General features: G+C 64.0%; 17 protein-coding genes. 12 read left to right on the top strand and 5 right to left on the bottom strand.

Annotation, left to right across the window (positions count from 1 at the left end):
• Window positions 1–2: 2 nt before the first annotated feature.
• Both flhA and SPHN_RS11990 read left to right on the top strand, forming a co-directional pair.
• On the top strand, window positions 3–2,063 hold the full coding sequence (gene flhA, locus SPHN_RS11985; RefSeq protein ID WP_248523592.1) for a flagellar biosynthesis protein FlhA: 2,061 nt from the start codon (window positions 3–5) through the stop codon (window positions 2,061–2,063).
• Window positions 2,060–2,824 (top strand): FliA/WhiG family RNA polymerase sigma factor, encoded by a 765-nt coding sequence (locus tag SPHN_RS11990; protein ID WP_248523594.1) that lies wholly within the window; start codon window positions 2,060–2,062, stop codon window positions 2,822–2,824. The genes flhA and SPHN_RS11990 overlap by 4 nt, the downstream gene beginning before the upstream one ends.
• Before the next feature lie 10 nt (window positions 2,825–2,834).
• On the opposite strand, the gene SPHN_RS11995 is transcribed toward SPHN_RS11990, so the two are convergent.
• The 3 genes from SPHN_RS11995 to SPHN_RS12005 form a co-directional block, all read right to left on the bottom strand.
• A complete protein-coding gene (locus SPHN_RS11995; RefSeq protein WP_248523596.1) occupies window positions 2,835–3,821 on the bottom strand; it encodes an AraC family transcriptional regulator in 987 nt (328 codons plus the stop codon).
• A gap of 341 nt (window positions 3,822–4,162) precedes the next feature.
• Window positions 4,163–4,732 carry a septal ring lytic transglycosylase RlpA family protein gene (locus SPHN_RS12000; RefSeq protein WP_248523598.1) on the bottom strand — a complete coding sequence of 190 codons (570 nt, stop codon included), beginning with the start codon at window positions 4,730–4,732 and terminating at the stop codon, window positions 4,163–4,165.
• Between the two features lie 64 nt (window positions 4,733–4,796).
• Complete coding sequence (locus SPHN_RS12005) at window positions 4,797–5,387, bottom strand: cell wall hydrolase (protein WP_248523600.1); 591 nt, start codon at window positions 5,385–5,387, stop codon at window positions 4,797–4,799.
• A gap of 252 nt (window positions 5,388–5,639) precedes the next feature.
• On the opposite strand from SPHN_RS12005, the gene glpK reads away from it, so the two are divergent.
• From glpK to SPHN_RS12025, 4 genes are all read left to right on the top strand, one after another.
• A complete protein-coding gene (gene glpK / locus SPHN_RS12010) occupies window positions 5,640–7,127 on the top strand; it encodes a glycerol kinase GlpK (RefSeq protein ID WP_248523602.1) in 1,488 nt (495 codons plus the stop codon).
• Between the two features lie 125 nt (window positions 7,128–7,252).
• Entirely contained in the window at window positions 7,253–7,591 is a 339-nt protein-coding gene (locus SPHN_RS12015) for a hypothetical protein (RefSeq protein WP_248523604.1), read from the top strand.
• A 480-nt stretch (window positions 7,592–8,071) separates the two neighbouring features.
• Window positions 8,072–8,881, top strand: a complete 810-nt coding sequence (locus SPHN_RS12020) for a hypothetical protein (RefSeq protein ID WP_248523606.1) — start codon at window positions 8,072–8,074, stop codon at window positions 8,879–8,881.
• Window positions 8,881–9,654, top strand: a complete 774-nt coding sequence (locus SPHN_RS12025) for a metallophosphoesterase family protein (RefSeq protein WP_282580547.1) — start codon at window positions 8,881–8,883, stop codon at window positions 9,652–9,654. Before SPHN_RS12020 ends, SPHN_RS12025 begins: the two co-directional genes overlap by 1 nt.
• Window positions 9,655–9,833: 179 nt before the next feature.
• Here SPHN_RS12025 and SPHN_RS12030 read toward each other — a convergent pair whose 3' ends face one another.
• A complete protein-coding gene (locus SPHN_RS12030; RefSeq protein ID WP_248523610.1) occupies window positions 9,834–11,411 on the bottom strand; it encodes a hypothetical protein in 1,578 nt (525 codons plus the stop codon).
• A 402-nt stretch (window positions 11,412–11,813) separates the two neighbouring features.
• On the opposite strand from SPHN_RS12030, the gene SPHN_RS12035 reads away from it, so the two are divergent.
• On the top strand, window positions 11,814–12,332 hold the full coding sequence (locus tag SPHN_RS12035; protein ID WP_248523612.1) for a hypothetical protein: 519 nt from the start codon (window positions 11,814–11,816) through the stop codon (window positions 12,330–12,332).
• Between the two features lie 158 nt (window positions 12,333–12,490).
• Here SPHN_RS12035 and SPHN_RS12040 read toward each other — a convergent pair whose 3' ends face one another.
• Window positions 12,491–13,921, bottom strand: coding sequence for a L,D-transpeptidase family protein (locus tag SPHN_RS12040; protein WP_248523614.1), 1,431 nt, complete (start codon window positions 13,919–13,921; stop codon window positions 12,491–12,493).
• A 334-nt stretch (window positions 13,922–14,255) separates the two neighbouring features.
• Between SPHN_RS12040 and SPHN_RS12045 the strand changes: the two genes are divergently transcribed.
• The 5 genes from SPHN_RS12045 (at window position 14,256) to SPHN_RS12065 (ending at window position 21,935) form a co-directional block, all read left to right on the top strand.
• Complete coding sequence (locus tag SPHN_RS12045; RefSeq protein WP_248523616.1) at window positions 14,256–15,848, top strand: L,D-transpeptidase family protein; 1,593 nt, start codon at window positions 14,256–14,258, stop codon at window positions 15,846–15,848.
• A 240-nt stretch (window positions 15,849–16,088) separates the two neighbouring features.
• Window positions 16,089–17,894: a DUF885 domain-containing protein gene (locus SPHN_RS12050; RefSeq protein ID WP_248523618.1), complete on the top strand. Its 1,806-nt coding sequence runs from the start codon at window positions 16,089–16,091 to the stop codon at window positions 17,892–17,894.
• Between the two features lie 284 nt (window positions 17,895–18,178).
• On the top strand, window positions 18,179–19,813 hold the full coding sequence (locus SPHN_RS12055; protein WP_248523619.1) for a TldD/PmbA family protein: 1,635 nt from the start codon (window positions 18,179–18,181) through the stop codon (window positions 19,811–19,813).
• A 15-nt stretch (window positions 19,814–19,828) separates the two neighbouring features.
• Window positions 19,829–21,163: a TldD/PmbA family protein gene (locus tag SPHN_RS12060; RefSeq protein WP_248523621.1), complete on the top strand. Its 1,335-nt coding sequence runs from the start codon at window positions 19,829–19,831 to the stop codon at window positions 21,161–21,163.
• A 73-nt stretch (window positions 21,164–21,236) separates the two neighbouring features.
• On the top strand, window positions 21,237–21,935 hold the full coding sequence (locus SPHN_RS12065; protein WP_248523623.1) for a DUF4159 domain-containing protein: 699 nt from the start codon (window positions 21,237–21,239) through the stop codon (window positions 21,933–21,935).
• Window positions 21,936–21,950: the final 15 nt, after the last annotated feature.

Consider the following 21,950-nt stretch of genomic DNA (forward strand, 5'->3'; position numbering starts at 1 on the left):
CGATGAACCGCATCCTCTCCAACGCCAGGGCATCGGTCCTGCCGCTCGCGATCCTGCTGCTCGTGCTCGTCATGGTCGTGCCGATCCCGGCGTTCATGCTCGACATCTTCTTCGTGGCGAACATCGCGATCAGCTTGGCCGTGCTGATGGTCGCGCTCAACGCGCAGAAACCGCTCGATTTCTCCGCCTTCCCGACCGTCCTCCTGTTCGCCACGCTGTTCCGTCTCGGCCTGAACGTAGCCTCCACCCGCATCGTGCTGGTCCACGGCCATGAGGGCGAGGCCGCGGCGGGCCACGTCATCGAGGCGTTCGGCACGTTCCTGATCGGCGGCGATTACGTCGTCGGCATCTTCGTCTTCGCGATCCTGATGATCATCAACATGATCGTCGTCACCAAGGGCGCCGGCCGCGTGTCCGAAGTCAGCGCGCGCTTCACGCTCGACGCGCTGCCCGGCAAGCAGATGGCGATCGACGCCGACCTCAACGCCGGCCTGATCACCCCCGACGAAGCCAAGGCGCGCCGCGTCGAAGTCTCGACCGAGGCCGATTTCTACGGCTCGATGGATGGTTCGTCGAAGTTCGTGAAGGGCGATGCGGTTGCGGCGATGCTGATCCTCGCCGCCAACATCATCGGCGGCCTGATCCTCGGGCCCGTCAGCCACGGCATGACGATCGCCGATGCGGCGCACAACTACATCCTGCTCGCGATCGGCGACGCGCTCGTCGCGCAGCTGCCGAGCCTGATGCTGTCGATCGCCGCCGCCTCGATCGTCACCCGCGTCACCTCCGACAAGGACCTTGCCGGCCAGATCGGCGGCCAGTTCGGGTCGCCCCGCACCTGGACGCCGGTCGCGGTCATCCTCGCGCTGCTCGGCATTTTGCCCGGCATGCCGCACATGGTGATCCTGCCCGCCGCCGCGATCGCCGGGTTCGCCGCGTGGAAACTGCGCCAGATCGAACTGCGCCCCGCCCCCGTCGTGGTCGTGCCCGTCGAGACGATCGACCAGTCGAAGATCGGCTGGGAGGAAGTCACCGACGGGATGCAGGTCAATCTCGACATCGGCTACGGCCTGGTGCCGCTCGCCGACGAGCGTCGCGGGTCGCCGCTGATGAGCCGGATCACCGGCGTCCGCCGCCAGCTGTCGAAGGAACTCGGCTTCGTCGTGCCGCAGGTCCGCGTCCGCGACGACATCAATTTGGCGCCCTACGTCTACCGCATCCTCGTCAACGGCGTCGTCGTCGGCGAGGACACCGTGTCGCCCGACGAGATGCTCGCGCTCGACACCGGCCAAGCATTCGGCGACCTGTTCGGCAAGAAGGTCAAGGACCCCACCTTCGGGCTCGACGCGACCTGGGTCGATGCGAGCGACGCCGATGCCGCGACCGGAGCGGGCTATCTCGTGGTCGATCCCGGCACCGTGATGGCGACGCACCTCAACCACCTGCTCGGCCAGAACGCGTCCGAGCTGCTCGGCCAGGACGAAGTCCAGGCGCTGCTCGACGGCCTGAAGGAGCGTGCTGCACAGCTTGTCGCCGCGCTCGCACCGCTGCCGATCACGACGCTCACTCAGGTCCTCAAGGGACTGCTCGCGGAGCACGTCCCGCTCAAGGAATTCCGTCGCATCGCCGGGGCCATCGCGGTCGCGGCGCAGCGCACGCAGGATGCCGAGGAGCTCATCGAGACGATCCGTCCTGAGCTCGGCGCGCTCATCATCCAGAAACTGTGCGGCGTGCGCGAACCGCTGCGCGTCATGACGTTGGAGGGTCAATTGGAAGGTCTGCTCGGCCAGGCGATACGCGCCGATCAATCGCGCCGCCACGTCATCGAACCCGATCTCGGCCGCCGCATCGTCGAGGCGCTGCAACGCGCCGCCGAACCGCTGATCGCCGAGGCGAAACCGTTCGCGCTGGTCGTCCAGCCGGCCATCCGGATCGCCATTCGCAAGCTGGTGCGGACCTGCCTGCCAGATACGCCGGTGCTGTCGTTCTTCGAGGTGCCCGAGGAAAAGGCGGTCGAGGTCGTCGCGGTGATCGGCGCGTCCCAGCAGGCGCTCGCGGCATGAGCGCGCTCCCGATGCGCGGCGCCTTCGCCGATGCCCAGCCTTTCACGGGCCAGCCGCTCACCTACCGCCCGCATCAACGCCCTGGCGGCGACGTGGACCAGCTCGTGAAACAGCACCTCCCGCTGGTCCGCCGGATCGCGTGGCACGTCCATGGCAGCATGAGCAGCAGCGTCGAGGTCGAGGATCTGATCCAGGTCGGCCTGGTCGCGCTGGTCGAGGCCGCCGCGAATTTCGACGAGCGGGGGATGCCGTTCAAGACCTACCTGATCACGCGCCTGCGCGGCAGCATGATCGACGAACTGCGCCGCCAGGCAACGAGCACGCGCGGCGCGATGCGTCGCCGCCGCCAATATGCCGAGGCGATCTCGACGCTGACCGCCCGCACGGGCAAGGCACCCGGAGAAGACATGATCGCAGAGCATATCGGCGTGACGATCGAGAAACTCCGCACCGACTACGTCACCGCCGATGCGCTCCGCTTCGACTCGATCGACGAGATGTACGCCGACGACCTGCCGTGGTTCGCCGACGACACGCCCGACGCGTTCGAGCAACTCGCCGACAGCGACATGCGCGAAGCCCTGATCAAGGCGATCACCGCACTCCCCGAACGCGAAGCGCAAGTGATTCAGCTTTACTATGTCGAGGAACTCAATCTCGAAGAGATCGGCGAAGTCTTCGGCGTAGGCTCGGCACGGGTCTGCCAGATAAAAGCGTCGGCGCACGCAAAGTTGAAGAAGGCTCTGGCCCGCGCGGCTTGAGAGCGCGGCGCTAGAGTTCGGGCTGAACGCGGAGGTCGTCGTCGCGGTGGGGGTGAGACACGCGTATCCGGGGCACGCCGTCGTGCAGCGTCGCGGTGGGAGCACCAAGGACCATCAGCCGCGCGCGCAGGCTCGCCTGGAGGAAGATCGTTTCGGCGGCCAGGAAGCGCCGCGGCGTAGTGCCGAGAAACGTCCCGGCATCACGCAGAAAATGTGACGCGTCGAAATAGCTGCTGTCTATCTGCGAATAATCTCCAAGCCCCCCGTCGCGGATCAACCCGATGAACGACCGCAGGAACCGCGCACGGCGCAGCAACATCTTGGGCGGCATGCCGAAATACCGCGTCGCCACGCGCCGCAATTCGTGGGTCGGCACCTCCAGGCGCTCGGCAACATCCTTCATTTCGACCACGCCATCGGTAATCGTCAGCGCGGTGAAGGCCCGGATCAGGCGCTCGCGCGGGTTCGAGGTCGCAAACAATGGTGCAAGCATGTCGTCGAGCAACGGCTTGATCGATGTCTCGTCGTCCAGAACGTCGAGCCCCTCACGCAGCCGTTCCACGAAATCTGCGCCGAGCAACGCACTCGCCGGGACGACGCGATTATGAAAATCGCCCGCATGGCGCTGCGTCATACGGGCCCAGCCAAGCGCACTTATGCCGATCCCCACGGCGATCCCGCCATGAGTCACCGTTCGGAATGCGCGACTGGTCGGTCCATAAAGACTGACCGGATCGAGGGGCCCGAACCGATGATTGCCCAGGGAAACGGTGATCGGACCGGCATCGAGCACGATCGAAAGCATCGGGGGCGACGGCAGATACCAGTTGACCATCGCGGCCCGGTCTTCCGCCGCATAGATCGCATAACCGGTTATGCATTCGGCGAGCGCTCGATCCGGCGCCTCGTAGCGGACATGGAGCCCAGCGGGCATGTCGAACATCGATGCGGGCACACCATGCTTGTGCGCTCCGCCGCCGAATTGTGCCGCCTTCATGCGCCCGGCCTTAGCATAAGTTGTAGAACCTCATGATGTGCGGTTCGCACGGTGCCACACGACGGGCAATTAAAAACCCGCAGGTCAAGCACTTGGCAACCCTATTATGGAGAAAATACAGTGCATCTCCCCCCACGACCACACGAAGCCGCCCCCTCGGAAGCCTCTGACAACACCTCTATGCGGCAGGTGCGAAAGATTAGATACGCCATCGTTACAACACCTATCTTGGGCATCGCCAGATTCGTTCGCATGACTGCTTGAAATCAACGTCTTTTGTCTTGCTGCACTGCCGCAGGAAGAACTTCGCACGCCGAACGACAACGCCAGGACACGCCATATCAGAAACCGGCGGCAGTGAGTTGCGATCGTAGGTCGAGCCGTTCGCGGTCGGAAACCGGCGGCAGCGTCACTGCGGGCTTTCCCTTGCGCAGGCGCGCGCGATCGGCCTCGGTCGGTTCGACGCGGCGCACGCGAACGGCAGCAGGACCGGCGGCCCGGATACCGAGGCGGGTCGCAGCCCCCCGAGACAGGTCGATTATGCGCGCGCGACCGGCAAACGGCCCTCGATCGTTGATCCGTACGATGATCCGTCGCCCGGTATCGAGCGCGGTGACCTCGACATAGGTCGGCAAAGGCAGCGTCGTATGCGCCGCCGTGACCCAATCGGGACGGAAGCGTTCGCCGTTCGCCGTGCGATTGCCGGATTCCGATCCGTACCAACTGGCATATCCGAGCACGTCGTATCGCGCGTCGGCGGCGGGCACGAAGGTCGTTCCCCGGACGCGATAGGGGGCACCGAGCTTGACGGGCGTATCGCTGACTGGCCGAAACTTGCCACCGGCGCATCCCGTTATCATCACCAGCAGCAGCCCCGTAGCGAGGAGGCGGGATATCGAAACCTTCAGCATGTCGGATCCTGTCTGACCGTCACGTCTTATGTACCATCGCAGCGGCGACACGACGACCGCAGCGTCATCGCCGTTGATAGAAGATATGCGAATCGACCGTCGCGACCTTGACCAGCGACGCTCGCCAATACGGCACCATCCAGTCGGTGTGGTAGTGCGTCGCCCGACCGACCGGCGCGTAGACATACCCGCTCAGGGCGCGACGAGCAGCGCGCCTTGCCTGTGCCCATCCATCATGCTCGGGCCGGCGCAATTGCGATCCGTCACAGGAGAAGGAGAACTGGCACCCGGTCTTGCGGTTCGCGCCCTGATACACGACGCCGCACACGGTCTTGGGAAATCCCGGCGCGCCGACACGGTTGAGGACGACCTGGATCACCGCGCGCTGCCCGTCGCGATCGTTGCCGGCTTCGTACAGCGCGACCGTCGCGAGGCATTCGGTCGCCTGCTCCCGCGCGGCGGGGCCACCCTTGAAACGGAACCGCCCCGCGAAGCGGCGCTTCCGCGTCGCAATCGGGACCAGCGCATTAGATGCCCGGGCCTGCGCCATCGTCAGGCGTTGCGGCCGTCGCTGGTCTCGAGTCGCCGCCGACCATGGCAGGTCGGTGAGCGAGCCGAAGATCGCTGCGCCCAGGACGACGACACCGAGCAGCAACAGCCAATGTTCAGATGACGGGGTCCGCCGCGTTCCTCGCCCCCGCGAGCGCGAAGGCGAGGATTTAGCGCGTCGCTTCGTCATTCCGCCTGTGTATCGAGGAAGCTGGCTCAGGCCAACCGGGTAGCCCCGACGTTAGGCGCGCTGTCGAGACCGCGGATGCACTACGCGTTACGGGCAACTCCGGTCGTTCAAGCGTTTGCCATTGCGCAACGGCCCTGTCGCTGGCCATAATAGTCGAGGAGGGCAAGCGTGACCGACACCATCATCCTGGCGATCGACCAGGGCACGACTTCGACCCGCAGCATGACGTTCGGCACCGACGGCGTCCCCCGCCAGACGGTACGCCGCGAATTCGCCCAGCATTATCCGCAATCGGGCTGGGTCGAGCATGACCCGGAGGACATCTGGCGCGACACCGTCGCAACCTTGAAAGAGGCGGCTGAAGCGGACGGCGGCAAGGTTGCCGCGATCGGCATCACCAACCAGCGCGAGACGGTGGTGGTATGGGACCGCAAGACCGGCAAGCCCGTCCACAACGCGATCGTCTGGCAGGATCGCCGTACCGCCAGGCTCTGCGCGCACCTGAAGGCGGACGGCAACGAACCGCTGGTACGCGAGCGGACCGGGCTGATCCTCGATCCCTATTTCTCGGGTACCAAGCTCAAATGGATCCTCGACAATGTCGACGGTGTCCGGGCCCGCGCCGACAAGGGCGAACTTGCCTTCGGCACGATCGACAGCTTCCTCCTCTGGCGGCTGACCGGCGGCAAGGTTCATGCGACCGACGCGTCGAACGCCTCGCGCACGTTGCTGTTCGACATCCACAAGGGCGCATGGGACACCGACATGCTGCGGATGCTGGACATCCCGGAAAGCCTGTTGCCCGAGGTCAAGAACAACAGCACGATCTTCGGCGAGACCACTGCCGACCTACTCGGCACGTCCGTGCCGATCGGCGGGATGGCGGGCGACCAGCAAGCGGCGATTGTAGGCCAGGCCTGTTTTCAGCGCGGCGACGCCAAGTCGACCTACGGCACCGGCTGCTTCGTGCTGCTCAACACCGGCAAGGACGCGGTGACCAGCAAGAACGGCATGCTCACCACGATCGCCTATCAGCTCGACGGCGAGATCACCTATGCGCTCGAAGGCTCGATCTTCGTTGCGGGCGCGGCGGTGAAGTGGCTGCGCGACGGGCTCGGCCTGATCAATCAGGCGTCCGACACAAACGACATGGCGACCAAGCTCGACGGGAACGACGGCGTCTACATGGTGCCGGCGTTCGTCGGCCTCGGCGCACCGCACTGGGACCCCGACGCGCGCGCGAGCATCACCGGGCTCACCTTCGCCGCGACCGGATCGCACATCGCCCGCGCCGCGCTCGAATCGGTCGCCTACCAGACCGCCGATTTGATGAACGCGATGGTCGCCGATGGTGCGCGCGACGCCCGCCAGATCCGTGTCGACGGCGGCATGGCGGCGAACGACTGGTTCTGCCAGTTTCTCGCGGACATGCTCGATACCGACGTCGTTCGGCCCGCAAATATCGAAACGACGGCGGCGGGTGCGGCGTTTCTCGCCGGCATGGCGATCGGAGTCTGGAACGGTCCCGACGACATCGCCAATGCGTGGAAAGAGGACCGCGTGTTCAACCCGGCGATAACCGCCGACGCACGCACGCTCCTGATGGCGGGGTGGCAGGAGGCGATCGATCGGACGAGCGCCAGGACGAAATCCTGACCGGTCACCGCCGTTGGCCCGCCGCGATGATGCGGCCCCGCCAGACCCGGTCGACGCCGACCGCGCTGTAAAATTCCTGTTCGATCGCTAAAGACCATAGCGGGATCAGGAATTTGGTTGGACACATGGCGCGCAAGCATTCGAGACACGGCCCCTATGACGATCCGGATCGTGGAGATCCGGTGCCGGCCGTCGCGGTACAATGCTGGCTTTGCGGCCGGCCGACCGGCGAGACCATCGTCTGGCATCATCCCGTTCCCAAAAGCCGGGGCGGCCGCGATGTCGTCCCCATGCATCCGATCTGCCAGCAGACGTTGACGGCCAATTTTACCAATTCCGAGCTTCAGCGCTATGGGATGGACGTCGAAAGCATCCTTGCACATGCCGCAGTGCGCAAGTTCGTCGATTGGGTCGCGAACAAGGACCCGGACTTCACCGCGAGCACGACAAAGAAACAGCGCTGACGATCGTCTCGACGCGGTGATCGCGCGCATGGGTGCGCGCCGAAGCTACCCTCATGGGTAGATTGTGACGTGGTGGATCTTGTCCCTTGGCCGACTGCCACTCGGCCAGTGCGACCGAGCGGCCTTATCAGCGGGCCCGCGGGTGGCACCATTCGGAATGTCGGCGAAACCCAACCTTAGCGATGACCCTGAACTCCGCATAACAACCATGTTCAGGCGGCGTGTCGACCCTTCCGGATAGTCTCCCATCCAGGAGAATAGACATGTTGAAGATCGCACTTACCATCGTCCTCATAATATGGGGAGGATCGCTCGCCGTGGGTTGCATCATGTTCATCGCGAGCCGTCTTTCGAAGCGCGTCCGTAAAGGCCTGGGCTGACGACGTAATCGGCTAAAACGAAGTCGAGCCGGGATTAGCGCTCCGTTCATATCGGTGCGGCAATACGGCGGCCAACTGGACATCGACCGACGACGAGGAAATGATGGAGCATCCCCACGAGGCGCGAGACCCGCTGTCGGCCACCCGACGGGCCGACGTGGCGCACGATCTCGACGCAATTTTCGCGAACCGCCGCGGTACGCCTCCAGCGACCGGCAGAGTTCAGACCGACATCGTCAAGACGGTGCCGGCTCGGCGGCGGCGATGGTTTGTGCCGACCCTCCTGGGCCTTGGCGTATTTGCGCTGGCGGGCGCATCCGCCGGCGTGGCGCTGTTCGTAGGCGACGTGTCTCCAAATCAGCCGATCGCGACGACGGCGGCTCGGAAAACCCTGCCCGTGCAAAAGAGCGCCGCCATCCCGCCTTCCCCCGTCGGAACCGTCGATGTCGGAACCGTCGATGTCGGAGCCGTCGATACGGCGCAGGCGACTTCGGATACGGCGCCCGCAACGCCGCCCGCCCTGCCCTCGTCGGCAGCATCGGTTGGACCGGCACCGCCCCCTCTTCGCAAAACCGAGCGTCGCGTCGAGCCCGCCGTGTCGCGTACGCGATCCGACGCCGGCCGCGCGCCGCCGTTGGCGAACAGCTGTGACGACCTGCAAGACGAGGAGCGCGCATGGTGCCTGCGCCCAAGCCTGTTGGCGGCGCATCGTCAGCTTCGCGCAACCTATAACGCGGCGCGTCGTGCCGGTGTCGACAGGAACGCCTTGGCGCGCATCCAGGGGCGCTGGACGAACGTGCAGCGACGCGCAACCGACCGCCCGGACGACACGCTGGACAGCTATCGCGACTTGCGGCTGCAGCTTCTCGATCTCATCGACGAGCAGCGCTCGGCCGGGAGCGATTGGTGATGTCGACGGCGAACACGTCCCCGGTCACGCCGCGGTCCGTTGGTGGTGTCGACGTCCAGCTAGTCTATGCCATCGGTGACATCCATGGCTGCTACGACCTGTTGCGTGCGCTGCTGGCGAAGATCGCGCAGGACGTCGCAGCAAAAAGCGACACGGCGACCCCAATCCTGATCTTTTGCGGGGACTATGTCGATCGCGGCCCCGACACAGCGCGCGTCCTCGACGCGCTGTGCTGGCTCAAGCGTCATGCCCCGTATGATGTGCGCTTTCTCAAGGGCAATCACGAGGCCGTGATGCTCGATTATGTTCGCGATCCCGGGCAGACGCGCGACTGGTTGCGGTTCGGTGGCGCGGAAACGCTGCAGTCCTATGGGGTCGAACCGCCGTCGCCCGAGGCCGCCGCTCTGGAGCATTTGCGCGCGCGAGACGATCTGCTCGAACGCATGCCGGTCGCGCATCTACGCTTTCTCGAGCAGCTCGATCTTATGCTGACCGTTGGCGATTATGCCTTCGTGCATGCCGGTATCGTGCCAGGCAGGCCGCTGGCCAATCAATCCGAAGCCGACCTGCTGTGGATCCGAGACGAGTTCCTGGGTTCATCAGACCGCCATGAGAAGATCGTGGTCCATGGTCATACCTGGGTAGGCAGCAGCCCGGAGCATCTGGCCAATCGGATCGGTGTCGATACCGGGGCCTATGAAACCGGTGTGCTGACGTGCGCAAGGCTCGAGGACAGGGCCGTGACGTTCCTGTCGGTGAACCGTGCAGACTGACGCGGACGGATTTATCGGCTTCACACGCCGGGCCCTGGGGCACCGCCGACCTCGAACCGTCGGAACCTGAGCATATCAGTGGTCCATGTCGAAGACCGCATCCCGGTATCTTGGGCGAGCGGTAGACCGCAAGGGTGAGAGCCTAGAGACCTACATCCCAGGATCCGCGGCGCGTCAGGTCAGGCTTTGATCAGCTCCAAGCGAATGCTCGCAGCGGCGCCTGCGGGCTTGTCCATATAAACCTCGGTCGCAGTCCCGGGATCGGTAGGCCAAGTGAAGGACGTCGACTGACCCGGTGACAGCTTTCCGGTCGTGCCGTAGTCGGCTTTGTAATCGCTCTTTTTCACGAAAATCGTAGCCGTGACATTCCCTTCGCCGATCGCACGGATATTGTATTGCACCCCCGGTTCTGGGTTCAGGTTCCAACTCTGCTTCTTCCATTTGAAGCGGTCAGTATCATTCTCGTCATGCGTGTAGAGAAGCTGGCGAATGGTTCTTGCGTCGGCGGTTGCCTCGGCTTGGTATAGGTTGGCGGCCGCGTCGTACCGGCCGAACGCCTTTGAGCCGTTGTAACCCTGCCAGGGACCGCGCATCGACAACAAGTTCATTGCGCGTAGCGGCGTCGGCGTGAAGAGCCTGCCATCGCGGTCTAGATAGCCACTCTGTGAGACGACCTGACGCATGGCGGCCTTGATCGCCTGCATGTCTGGATTGAATTCGGCCGTATATTTACCGGCGACCATGCTCTTGTTCCAGCCGCTTCCGATTTCCGCGTAAAAGTTCATCGAGCCAACCGTCGCGTCGACTATATATCCGCCATACTTCTTCAGCGTCCGAGCAATCGCTCTCGATTCCGGCAGGCCCAGCGCCTCCGCATCGAAGTCGGACGGCAGCATGAGGAGCGCGCCCATTGGGAAATCCGCCCCTACGACACCCTTGTACGTGGTTGCGGCCGTGTAATCTTCGAGTGTGGCAGGCCAGATAGGTCCTGGAATGAATGCGTTCTTGTCCATCCCGATCGCAAGGGCGTGCGGCACGATTTCGAGACCGAGTTCGGACGCAAGCAGCAGGCCACCGGCCGTCGAGCAGCCCGCAGCCCGAACGTTATCCGGATGGGTTACTGTGCCCCAGCCGCTCTCCTTCCACGATGTCCGCGCATACTTACCTGCACGCCAATTACCCGCAGTCTGACGTAGTTGGTAAAAGCTGTGAAGCGTACCGTCGATCGTATCTAAAATCTCGCAATGGCCGTCCTGACCGGTAGCCGGCAGGGTCGCTGCTGGAAACCGCGGGATCGTCACGGCACCGGCTTCAAGCTGGTTGGCAATATCGTCGGCGGTAATCGTCATTGCGCCATCGTTGGCCACTGCGCGAAATATCTTTGACGAATAGGCCGATTCTTCGATCCAAGGCGTCTGCTTCGCATTCGGCAGCGTGTCTCTGCCAAGCACCGGATTAATCGGCGTAGAGTTCCAAGGCGACTGCGCAGAAAACAGGCTGGATAACGCGTTCGTCGGTGCAGTCGTTGACGCCGGAACCTGTGGTGCAGGGACCGGAACGACAACCGTTGTGGGGGCAGGTGTCGGCAGGACCGTTATACTGTCCGTTGCGGGCGCGGCGTCGCTGCCACCACAGCCTGCTAACGCGAAAATAGGGGCGCTGGAGAGAAATGCGAGTATTTGCCTACGGTCTAAATCGGGCAGTTTTACGCAGGTACCGAGGTCCCCAAAAGCTTTCTCGTGATCCAAGGCAATCATGAAACACACCTATCTTGCCATGGAACCAGGTTCCTCGCCGCGGCCGTAAATCGCTTACAATTTCCGAATTAGCGCTGCGGAGTTAACCCTTGGTAAAATGTGCATGTAAGCGCTTCCGGGGGCACGCTCCGTTGACGGCCTTGGGGGAATTGCAGCGCAGCCCGACTGCTTGCTATCGCGAAGGTCCGGGCCCTGATTATGCTTGGCCGGAACGCCGAAGCGCGAGCTAAGACCAGTTCCAGGCAGACGCGCAGCGGCGGTGCTTGCTGTGGGATGGCGACCAGTTCGCGACGACGGTGATAATCTAGGTTGCCAAGCCGGTAACCTATATTTCCCGGAACGATAGGGTTGCGCCGCAACTTATAGGTTCATCTGCAACCCCTGTCCTCGACTGGATTGATGATGAGCACGAACCTGGTATCCGCCGTATTTGATAACCACGCCGACGCAGAGCGTGCCGTGTCCGAGCTTCGCAGCGCAGGCGTTTCCGACAGCGCCATCTCCATCGTCGCCCAACTCGACGGCAAGAACACCACGACCGACGGCAACGGCGACACGCAAGAGTTCGTCGGCAAGGTTGCAGCCGGCGCGGGTATCGGCACGCTGCTCGGTATCGCCGCGCTCGCAATCCCTGGCGTCGGCCCGCTGGTGGCCGCCGGGGCAATTGCATCGGCCGCGATCCCGGCCGCGGCCGTTACCGGCGCAGCGCTGGGCGGCGCTGTCGGTGGTCTGGAAAAGGTGATGACCGACCACGGCGTCAGCCGCGTCGATGCCAGCTATTACGAAGGCCGCATCAAAGAGGGTGGCGTGTTCGTGTCGGTCGATACCAGCGCGGCAAGCGTGAGCCCCGATGCCGCAGCCGACATCCTGCACCGCTCGGGCGGCCACAGCGCGACCCGTACGAAGGTCGCGGTCGCATAACCGCGGGTAGCTGAAATCATGCTGGCGGGAGGCACGCGCAGATGCAGCCTCTCGCCAGCGGATCAGCCAGCGGTCCGATCGCTGATTTTCTCGTCACCTCGTTCACGATGCGCGATAGTCAGCGCTAATCGGGTTTCGCACTTTTACGCATGCGACCCTTAAGGACCGACGTCGGCAGCGCCGCTTTGGACGCGTAGCGCCTTGCCTGCCTTGAACCCCAGAGCCGATCCAACGCGGTCGTCCCATCCATAGGGGTCGTTTCGTATGATCGGTTCGCCCGCGTCGTCGAACAACACCGTCTGGTACAACATACGAACGGGAATCTGCCGCGGCAGCTTGACGAACGTCTCCTTGCCCGTCGCCCGCGCTTGATGCCATTGCTCCAGCACGTCCCCGTCCTTCGCCAGCATTTCGGCGAAGCCGAGCGCGTCGTCGACACGTACACAGCCGTGGCTACGCTGACGCTGCACCATGCCGAACACCGATTTGGCGGGCGTGTCGTGCAGGTAGATCGCATGGTCGTTCTGCATGTCGAACTTCACCAAGCCGAGCGAATTTTTCGGACCGGGTTGCTGCACGATCCAGCCATCTTTCCAGACCATATTATTCGCCTTGAGATACCCTGCCCCCTTCTTGGCGATCTCCTTTTTCTGGATCGAACGGGGTATCGTCCAGGTCGGGTTGGCCACCAGTCTGAAGATCGGCGAGCCCAGTTGGGGAGTCTCCGTATCCGGCTCGCCGACGATGACCTTGCGCCTGTCGAAGATCTTGCCGTCTTTCCAATAGGTGAGCTGTGCCGCAGCGAGGTTGACGTCGATGCGCGTTGCCGGAGGTGTGCGTTCCAGCCACCGCAATCGCTCCATCGCGACGGCGATCGCCCGCGATCGATCGACATCCGACATGTTGAGGATGGCGAGCGCCTCGCTGCCGATGATGCCGTCGGGCTTCATCGCGTAATCCGCCTGCATCCGACGCACCGCCGCGACTATCGCCGGCTCGTAGCGATCGCCCCGCACGGCATCGATATCGAGATACTCCAAGACGGCTAATTCACGCGCGATTGCCGGCAGGCGCGGGTCCGTGGCGCCAGGTTCGATCGCCTTGCCAGTGCCCAAAATGTCTACGGTCGGCGCCCCCGGCTGCTGCCTCAGCTTGAGGTAGGCCTCCGACAACTTGCTGTAGTTGGCATCGCGTGGAGCGAGGCTGTCCAACCATCCGGTCAGGTCGCCCGCCTGCAGCGCCGTCGCCAGTCCTGCCTTGAGATCCGGTTCCGGTCGCGGCACGGTATAGACGGCATAAAGCTTGGTCGGATCCGTCGCGCCGCGCGCAAGCGCATTCGCAAAACGCAGCGCCTGCCGGGTGAAATCGACGGTCGGTCCGGAGGCTGCACCAAAATCGATATGATCGAGACCATGCGCCGCGCGTGCGTCGATGGCCTTGCGCAATTGCCCCTTAGTCGTGTCGTTCCACTGAGCGGGCATGGCCGTTGTGTCGACGGCGGACGTCGCGTTCTGGTCCGGCACGACGTTCACGCTGCACGCTGGCAGCAACAGGCCCAAGGCGAGCACTTTTCCCGATATCGAACGCACACGTTACTCCCACAAACACGGACGGCCAGCTGGCCGACCCGCCGACTTCGGCTGGACCGAGGTGTGTCGAGATGGACGCCAAACGATGACGATCCGATGAACGGTTCACTCGGTACGACAATCCGTTGCGGACGAGCGCCGCCATGGTGGCATCGAGGTGGAGCAGGTTCCTATGCACATACGGCTTCGTCGACGTAAGCATCGGTGCTGCCCGCGCTGTTTCGGTATCTCGCCGTCGCTCGACAGCGAACCCAGATGCAAACCTTGGCGCGTGAATTACAAAGGTGGTGCGTTTTGCACTGAGCCACATTGCGTGTTCGCTCGTTCATAGAAAATGCCGTTCAAGACAAAAAGCTTACGCACGCTACCCTTGCTACTCACGCTGGCGAATGCACCAGTTCACGCTCAAGACGTCCCTGCAAGTCCCGCTGCGGCAAGTCCGGCCCCTCCAAGTCGGGCAGGTCAACCGGCGGACACCGCTGTCGTGATCCCCGAACAGGAGGTCGCCAACACCAAGCTTCGGACGCTGTACGCCAAGGCAAAATGGCGGGCGTTATGGTCCGCAGATAATATCGCGGCTTTTGAGGCGGCGCTCGCTGATCGAAGCCGCCATGGCCTCGATCGCCTTTCGTTCGAGGTCGCCAATCCCGAAGATGTAGACGCGGCAAAAGCGGATGTCGCGCTTTCGCAGGCCGCGCTCGATTATGCGGACGCGCTTGCCAATGGCCGTGTCGATCCCGCGTCGCTGTACGAGGTTTATACCCTTCCCCGCCCGAAAACGGACGTCCCGGCTGGTCTCGGGGCCGCACTTGAGGCGGGAAGTTTGACCGAATGGTTTGAGTCGCTGGCACCGCAGGACGCGGAATATCGTGCGTTGTCCGACGCGTATCGCAACTTCAGCCAGGCTGCATCACGCGAAGGGGCTGCCCCGACGCTATCGGGGGGCGTCATCAGGGTCGGCGACAGGGATGATCGGGTACCGGCCATTGTCGATCAACTGACGGAGAGCGGATATCTCGTGGCAAACGGCGCGGCCGTCGACACGGTGCAGGTGCCGCCATCCCGATACCCCACACCCCTGCTCTACACCCAGGCTGTCGCCGATGCGCTGAAGGGCTTGCAGACAGACTATGGTATCGCCGCGGATGGTGTGGTGGGTCCGGAAACGCTGAAAGTGCTGAATCTCGGCGCCGGGGATCGTGCCCGTTCGCTTGCAGTCGCGCTCGAACGGCGCCGCTGGCTGGCACGTACGTCCCCCGCGACCAGGATCGACGTCAACACCGCCGCGGCACAGCTTCGGTACTACCGCGATGGCGCGTTGAGGGACTCGCGCAAGGTCGTGGTCGGCGAGCCAGGGCATGAGACCCCGGCACTTTCATCCCCGATCTTCAGGCTCGTTGCCAATCCAACCTGGACCGTGCCGAAATCGATCCAGAACGGCGAGATGGCGAACGTCGGCGAAGACTATCTGCTGGCGCACAACATGGTTTTGAAGGACGGCTGGATCGTCCAGCAACCGGGGACCGACAATGCGCTCGGCCTCGTCAAGTTCGACATGGCGAACGACCAGGCGATCTACCTGCATGACACATCGGCGCCGGCGTTGTTCGAGCGCAGCCAACGGCACCTCAGTCATGGTTGCGTACGGGTCGAGGACGCACTGGGTTTCGCGCAGATGCTGGCGGAAGACCAAGGGGTCGTCGACGCCTGGCAAACCGCGCAGGCGACGGGCGAGACGACCTTCGTCCCGTTGCCGACGCGCATCCCGGTCCGGCTTCTCTATCACAACGTCTATGTGGGCGACGACGGCGCGGTGGCATTTCGCACCGACCCCTATGGGTGGAACGATCCGATCGCGGAACGGCTCGGCTTCTCCAAAGCCTCGGCGCGGCGTGCAGAGGCCGGGGCGATCGACGTCGGTCCATGAGTCCTGTCCTGCGACATCATGCACCACCAGCCGGATCACCGCAGGCGACGGGTCGAAGTAGCGAAACGGACTGAGGGCTTGCGCGGACGGGAATTCGCTCGCCCTATCCGCGTCGGATTACCGGTCGGTGCATCTGGTTTGACGGGCTCGTCCCCGGGCATGCTCGACAAAACCGCTCAAGGCCTTCAAACCTTGGATGTACCGCCACTGGCGCGCGTATTTTTTCGGTCTGGAGCGTTCATGCATCGTCGCCACTTTATCACGTCCGCCGGCCTTGCCTCCGCCCTGATGGCCCTGCCAGCGATCGCGCGGGCCGCGATCGGTCGCGACGACGCGAAACTGCGCGCTTTGCTCGACAGGTTCTTTTACGCCCGGCTGGACGACAGCCCGGAACAGGCGACCTCGCTCGGTCTCGACACCGGCGCGCGGATCGGACTTAAATCAAAGCTCGGCGATGCCTCGCGCGCCGGCGAGTTGCGCCAGTTCGCGCGGGCGAAGACCGAACTGGCTGCGCTGAAGACGGTGTCGCGCGAAGCGCTGGGCGACGCGGCAAAGATCGATTACGACGTCGTCCAGTATAGCCTGGACCGCATGATTGCGGGGCAGCGCTTCGCTTACGGTGCCAGTGCGGGTCGGTACGCGCCCTATGTGCTGACCCAGTTGAGCGGCGCCTATCGCGACGTTCCCGACTTCCTGGCCAACCAGCATGCCGTGAAAAGCGCCGCCGACGCGGATGCCTATGTCGCCCGCGTGGCAGCTTTTGCCGGCGCGATCGATGCCGAAACCGAGCGCCAGCGCGAGGATGCCGGAAAGGGCGTGTTCGCGCCGGACTATATCCTCGACACCACGTTGAAACAGCTGGCGTCGGTGCGAGACAAGGCGCCCGACCTGACCGGCCCGGCGACCGACCTGGCCGCCAAGCTGAAGGCAGCCGGTTTGCCGCCCGAGCGCGGCCAGGCGGTCGCGGCACTGATGCGCGAACGGGTGTTTCCCGCGCTCGATCGGCAGCGCGCGCTGGTGACCGAATTGCGCGGCAAGGCGACGCACGACGCGGGCGTCTGGCGCCTGCCGGACGGCGACGCGTATTACGCCGCCGCGGCGAGTGCCGCGACCACGGTGGAACTGACCGGAGACGAGATCCACAAGCTGGGCCTGTCGCAGGTCGCGGAAATCGGCGCGCGCATCGACGGCATCCTGAAGACGCAGGGCCTGACGCAAGGGAGCGTCGGCGAGCGTCTGGTCGCGCTCAACAAGCGGCCCGACCAGCTCTATCCCAACACCGATGCGGGTCGCGAGGCGTTGCTAGAGCAGCTCCGTGCGCAGATCGCGGCGATGGCGAAGCGCCTGCCCGAGCAGTTCGCGGTTCTGCCCAAGGCGCCGGTCGAGGTTCGCCGCGTTCCAGAGGCGATCCAGGCCGGCGCGCCGGGTGGCTATTATCAGTCCGCCTCGCTCGACGGGTCGCGATCGGCGATCTACTTCATCAACCTGCGCGATACGTTCGACCGACCCAAGTTCGGCTTGGCGACGCTGAGCTATCACGAAGCGATTCCGGGCCATCATCTCCAGGTCATGTCGGCGCTGGAAAGCCAGGACATCCCGCTCATCCGCCGCCGCGGCTTCTATTCCGGCTATTCCGAAGGCTGGGCGCTCTACGCCGAACAGCTTGCCGACGAGATGGGCGTGTACGATGGAAACCCGCTCGGCCAGGTCGGCTATCTCCAGTCGCTGCTGTTTCGCGCCACGCGCCTGGTGGTCGATTCGGGCATGCACGCCAAGCGCTGGAGCCGGGAGAAGGCAACGGACTATTTGATCGCCACCACCGGCATCGCCCGGGGGCGCAGCCAGGGCGAGATCGACCGCTATACGGTCTGGCCGGGACAGGCCTGCAGCTACAAGATCGGTCATACCGTCTGGGTCCGCCTGCGCGATGAAGCGAAGACGAAGGCCGGCGCCGATTGGGACCCGAAGCAGTTCCACCGCGTGCTGACGATGGGCGCGATGCCGCTGACGGTCCTGGAGAAGGTCGCGCGCGAGCGGATGGGTTAGCGGGCGAGGATCGGGCCTGATTGGATCAAGGATCGGGAGCACCAACAAAGCGTCAAGGGACAGTCTTTTTGCAAACGCGCTACCGTCGCGGACGGGGTGTTTTCGGCCGAGCAGGATCGCCACGCCGACTGTAGCAGTTCGGTAAAACACCGTGTTGACGGATGGCGAAACGCGCGCGATGATCCACCCGTCGGACAGGTTACGATCGAAACGCGATCGTCGTCACCGGGATAAGGGACAATGCCACGCAGAGGACACTCGCGGGCAATATTGGGGGAACGGCGTTGCATAGACGGGATTTCCTAGCCGCAAGTGGCTTGGCATTGGGCGGCGGCGTGCTGCCGGGCTTTCTCGGGCGCGCGATCGCTGCCGAGGAGCTGGTCTCCACTATCGACGTCGCCGTGAAGAAGCGCCTCGCCGATGCCGCGCTGAATGCCGCCAAGAGCGCCGGGGCGAGCTATTGCGACGTTCGCGTCGGCCGGTACCTTCGCCAGTTCGTCATCACCCGTGAAAAGAACGTCGAGAACGTCGTCAGCACCGAATCGACGGGGGTCGGCGTCCGCGTCATCGCCAACGGTGCCTGGGGCTTCTCCGCCACCAACGAGATGACCGTCGATGCGGTCGCCAACGCCGCCAAGCTCGCCACCGCGATCGCCAAGGCCAACGCCAAGTCGCAGACCGCACCGGTCCAGCTGGCGCCGACGCCCGGCGTCGGCGAGGTGTCGTGGCGCACCCCCGTCAAGAAGAACGCGATGGCGGTGCCGCTGAAGGAGAAGGTCGACCTGCTGCTCGGCGTCAATGCCGCTGCAACGGACGCAGGCGCGAGCTTCGTCAATTCGATCCTGTTCCTGGTCAACGAGCAGAAATATTTCGCCTCGACCGACGGATCGTACATCGACCAGGACGTCCATCGCATCTGGGCGCCGCTGACCGTCACCGCGATCGACAAGGCGACCGGCAAGTTCCGCACCCGCGAAGGCCTGTCCGCTCCGATGGGGATGGGGTTCGAGTATCTCGACGGTGCCGCCTCGGGCAAGTTCGTGTCGCCCAACGGAGTCGTGAACTACGGCCTGTCCTACGACATGAAGGAAGACGCGATCGCCGCCGCCAAGCAGGCGCAGGCCAAGCTGAAGGCACCGACCGTCAAGCCCGGCAAATACGACCTGGTCCTCGATCCTTCGCACACGTGGCTGACGATCCATGAATCGGTCGGCCACCCGCTCGAGCTCGACCGCGTGCTCGGCTACGAAGCCAACTATGCGGGCACCTCGTTCGTGACGCTCGACAAGGTCAAACAGCGCTACCAATATGGCAGCCCCGAGGTCTCGATCGTCGCCGACAAGACGCAATATGGCAGCCTCGGCGCGGTCGGTTTCGACGACGAGGGCGTGAAGACCAAGAAATGGGATCTGATCCGCGACGGCAAGCTCGTCGACCTGGAGGCGATCCGCGATCAGGCGCACATCCTCGGCAAGTCCGCCTCGGACGGGTGCTGCTATGCCGACAACTGGGCCAGCGTGCAGTTCCAGCGCATGCCCAACGTCAGCCTTGAAGCCGGCAAGAAGAAGCAAAGCGTCGCCGACATGATCGGCGGTGTCGAGAACGGCATCTACATCATCGGCGACGGCAGCTTCTCGATCGACCAGCAGCGCTACAACGCGCAGTTCGGCGGGCAGCTGTTCTACGAGATCAAGAACGGCAAGATCACGCAGCAGATCGAGGACGTCGCCTACCAGATCCGCACCCCGGAATTCTGGAACGCGTGCGTCGGCGTGTGCGACGCCAGCGACTACCGGATGGGTGGCTCGTTCTTCGACGGCAAGGGCCAGCCGAGCCAGGTGTCGACGGTGAGCCACGGCTCCTCGACCGCGCGCTTCAACGGCATCAACGTCATCAACACCGCCCGCTCGCTCGGCTGATAGGAGATACAGGTCATGAGCATCCTCACCGAAGAGCAGGCGCGCGCCATCCTCACCAAGGTCGTCGCGCTGTCGAAGGCCGACGAATGCACCGCGCAGCTGACGGGTTCGATCGACGGCAACATCCGGTTCGCGCTGAACAACATCTCGACCAGCGGCGTGATCACCAATTCGGATCTCGCCGTGCAGGTCGCGTTCGGCAAGCGCGTCGGCACCGCGACGATCAACCAGTTCGACGACGCCTCGCTCGAACGCGTCGTACGCCGCGCCGAAGACCTAGCCCGGCTCGCACCCGAGAACCCCGAGTTCGTGCCCGCCGTCGCCAAGCAGGTCTACAAGCCGTCGCCGACGTTCAGCGCCGCGACCGCCGCGATCGATCCGGAATATCGCGCGAAGGTGGCCGGCGATTCGATCACCGCGTGCAAGGCCGAGAAACTGATTGCCGCCGGCTTCCTGCAGGACGGCCAGAGCTATGTCGCGTTCGCCAATTCCAAGGGCAATTTCGGCTACCAGCGCGCGTCGTCGATGGATTACACGTGCACGGTCCGCTCCGAGGATGGTCGCGGCTCGGGCTGGGTCGGCCGCAGCCTGCAGGACTCGTCCGCGTTCAGCGCCTCCACCGATATCCGCACCGGCATCCGCAAGGCCTCGGCTTCAGTCGACGCGCGCGCGCTGGAACCTGGCAAATATACCGTCATCCTCGAACCCGCGGCAGCGGCGGGGCTCATCAGCTTCATGATGAACTTCTTCGATGCACGCCAGGCAGACGAGGGGCGCAGCTTCCTGTCGAAGAAGGGCGGCGGCAACAAGGTCGGTGAGCAGGTGTATGATCCGCGCGTCAACTTCACCGCCGACCCCTGGGCGCCCGGCGCCGCGGTGATGCCGTGGGACGAAGAGGGTCTCCCGCGCGAGGCGATGCCTATCATCAAGGACGGCAAGATCGTCAACCTCAACTATTCGCGCTACTGGGCGCAGAAGCAGGGCAAGCGCGCAGTCGGATCGCCGGGCAATCTGCTGATGGCGGGCGGCACCAAGTCGACCGCCGATCTGATCCGCGGCACCGAGCGCGGGATCCTGGTATCGCGGACCTGGTATATCCGCATGGTCGATCCGCAGACGGTGCTGCTGACCGGCCTGACGCGCGACGGGACGTTCTACATCGAGAATGGCGAGATCAAATATCCGGTGAAGAACTTCCGCTTCAACGAGAGCCCGGTGATCATGCTCAACAACATCGACGAGCTCGGCAAACCGGTTCGCGTGGCGGGCGACGAGAGTTCGCTGGTGATGATGATCCCGCCGATGAAACTACGCGACTTCACCTTCACCTCGCTGTCGGACGCGGTTTGATCCTACCCGGCCCTCGACTGCACCACTCCGGCAACGGCCGGGGTGGTGGCGTGATACGGCCGGACCGCGCGGCATGATGACGCGCCAGGACTTCCTCAGCCTGATGGGTGCGGGCCTTGCCAGCGCGGTGCTCCCGCGCGCAGCGACCGCCGCCGGCGCCTATGATTTCTGGTTCACGCGCCTCCGCTATCAATCGGGCGACTGGGATGTCGACCAGCGGATGCCGTCCAACATCATCACCTCGCTGATCGATTACACAAACGTGCGCGTCGACCCGAAGGAACGGGTCGTCGCGCTCGCGGACCCGAAAATGCTGACCGCGCCATTCTGCTACATGGCCGGACACAAGCTGGTCGATTTTTCGGCCGACGAACGGCGCAACTTCGAACGCTATGTCCGCAGCGGCGGCTTCGTGCTGGTCGACGATTGCAATCACGATATCGACGGCCTGTTCGCGCAGTCCTTCGAACGCCAGATGACCAAGATCTTCGGTCCCCGCGCGCTGCAGAAGCTGCCGCCGAAGCATCCGATCTACACGAGCTTCTTCAAATTCACCGGCCCGCCGGCGACGACGTTCGAGCTGAACGGCTGGGGGGACGACCTCGTCCATGATTATCTCAAGGGCATCACCATCGATGGCCGGCTCGGCCTGCTCTACAGCAACAAGGATTACGGGTGCGAATGGGATTACGACTGGCGCAACAAGCGCTTTCTCGCGCAGGACAACACCAAGTTCGGCGTCAACATCGTCATGTATGCGCTGACCGTCTGACACCGACCTGCTCGA

The organism is Sphingomonas faeni (assembly GCF_023195535.1).
Lineage (GTDB): Bacteria > Pseudomonadota > Alphaproteobacteria > Sphingomonadales > Sphingomonadaceae > Sphingomonas > Sphingomonas faeni_B.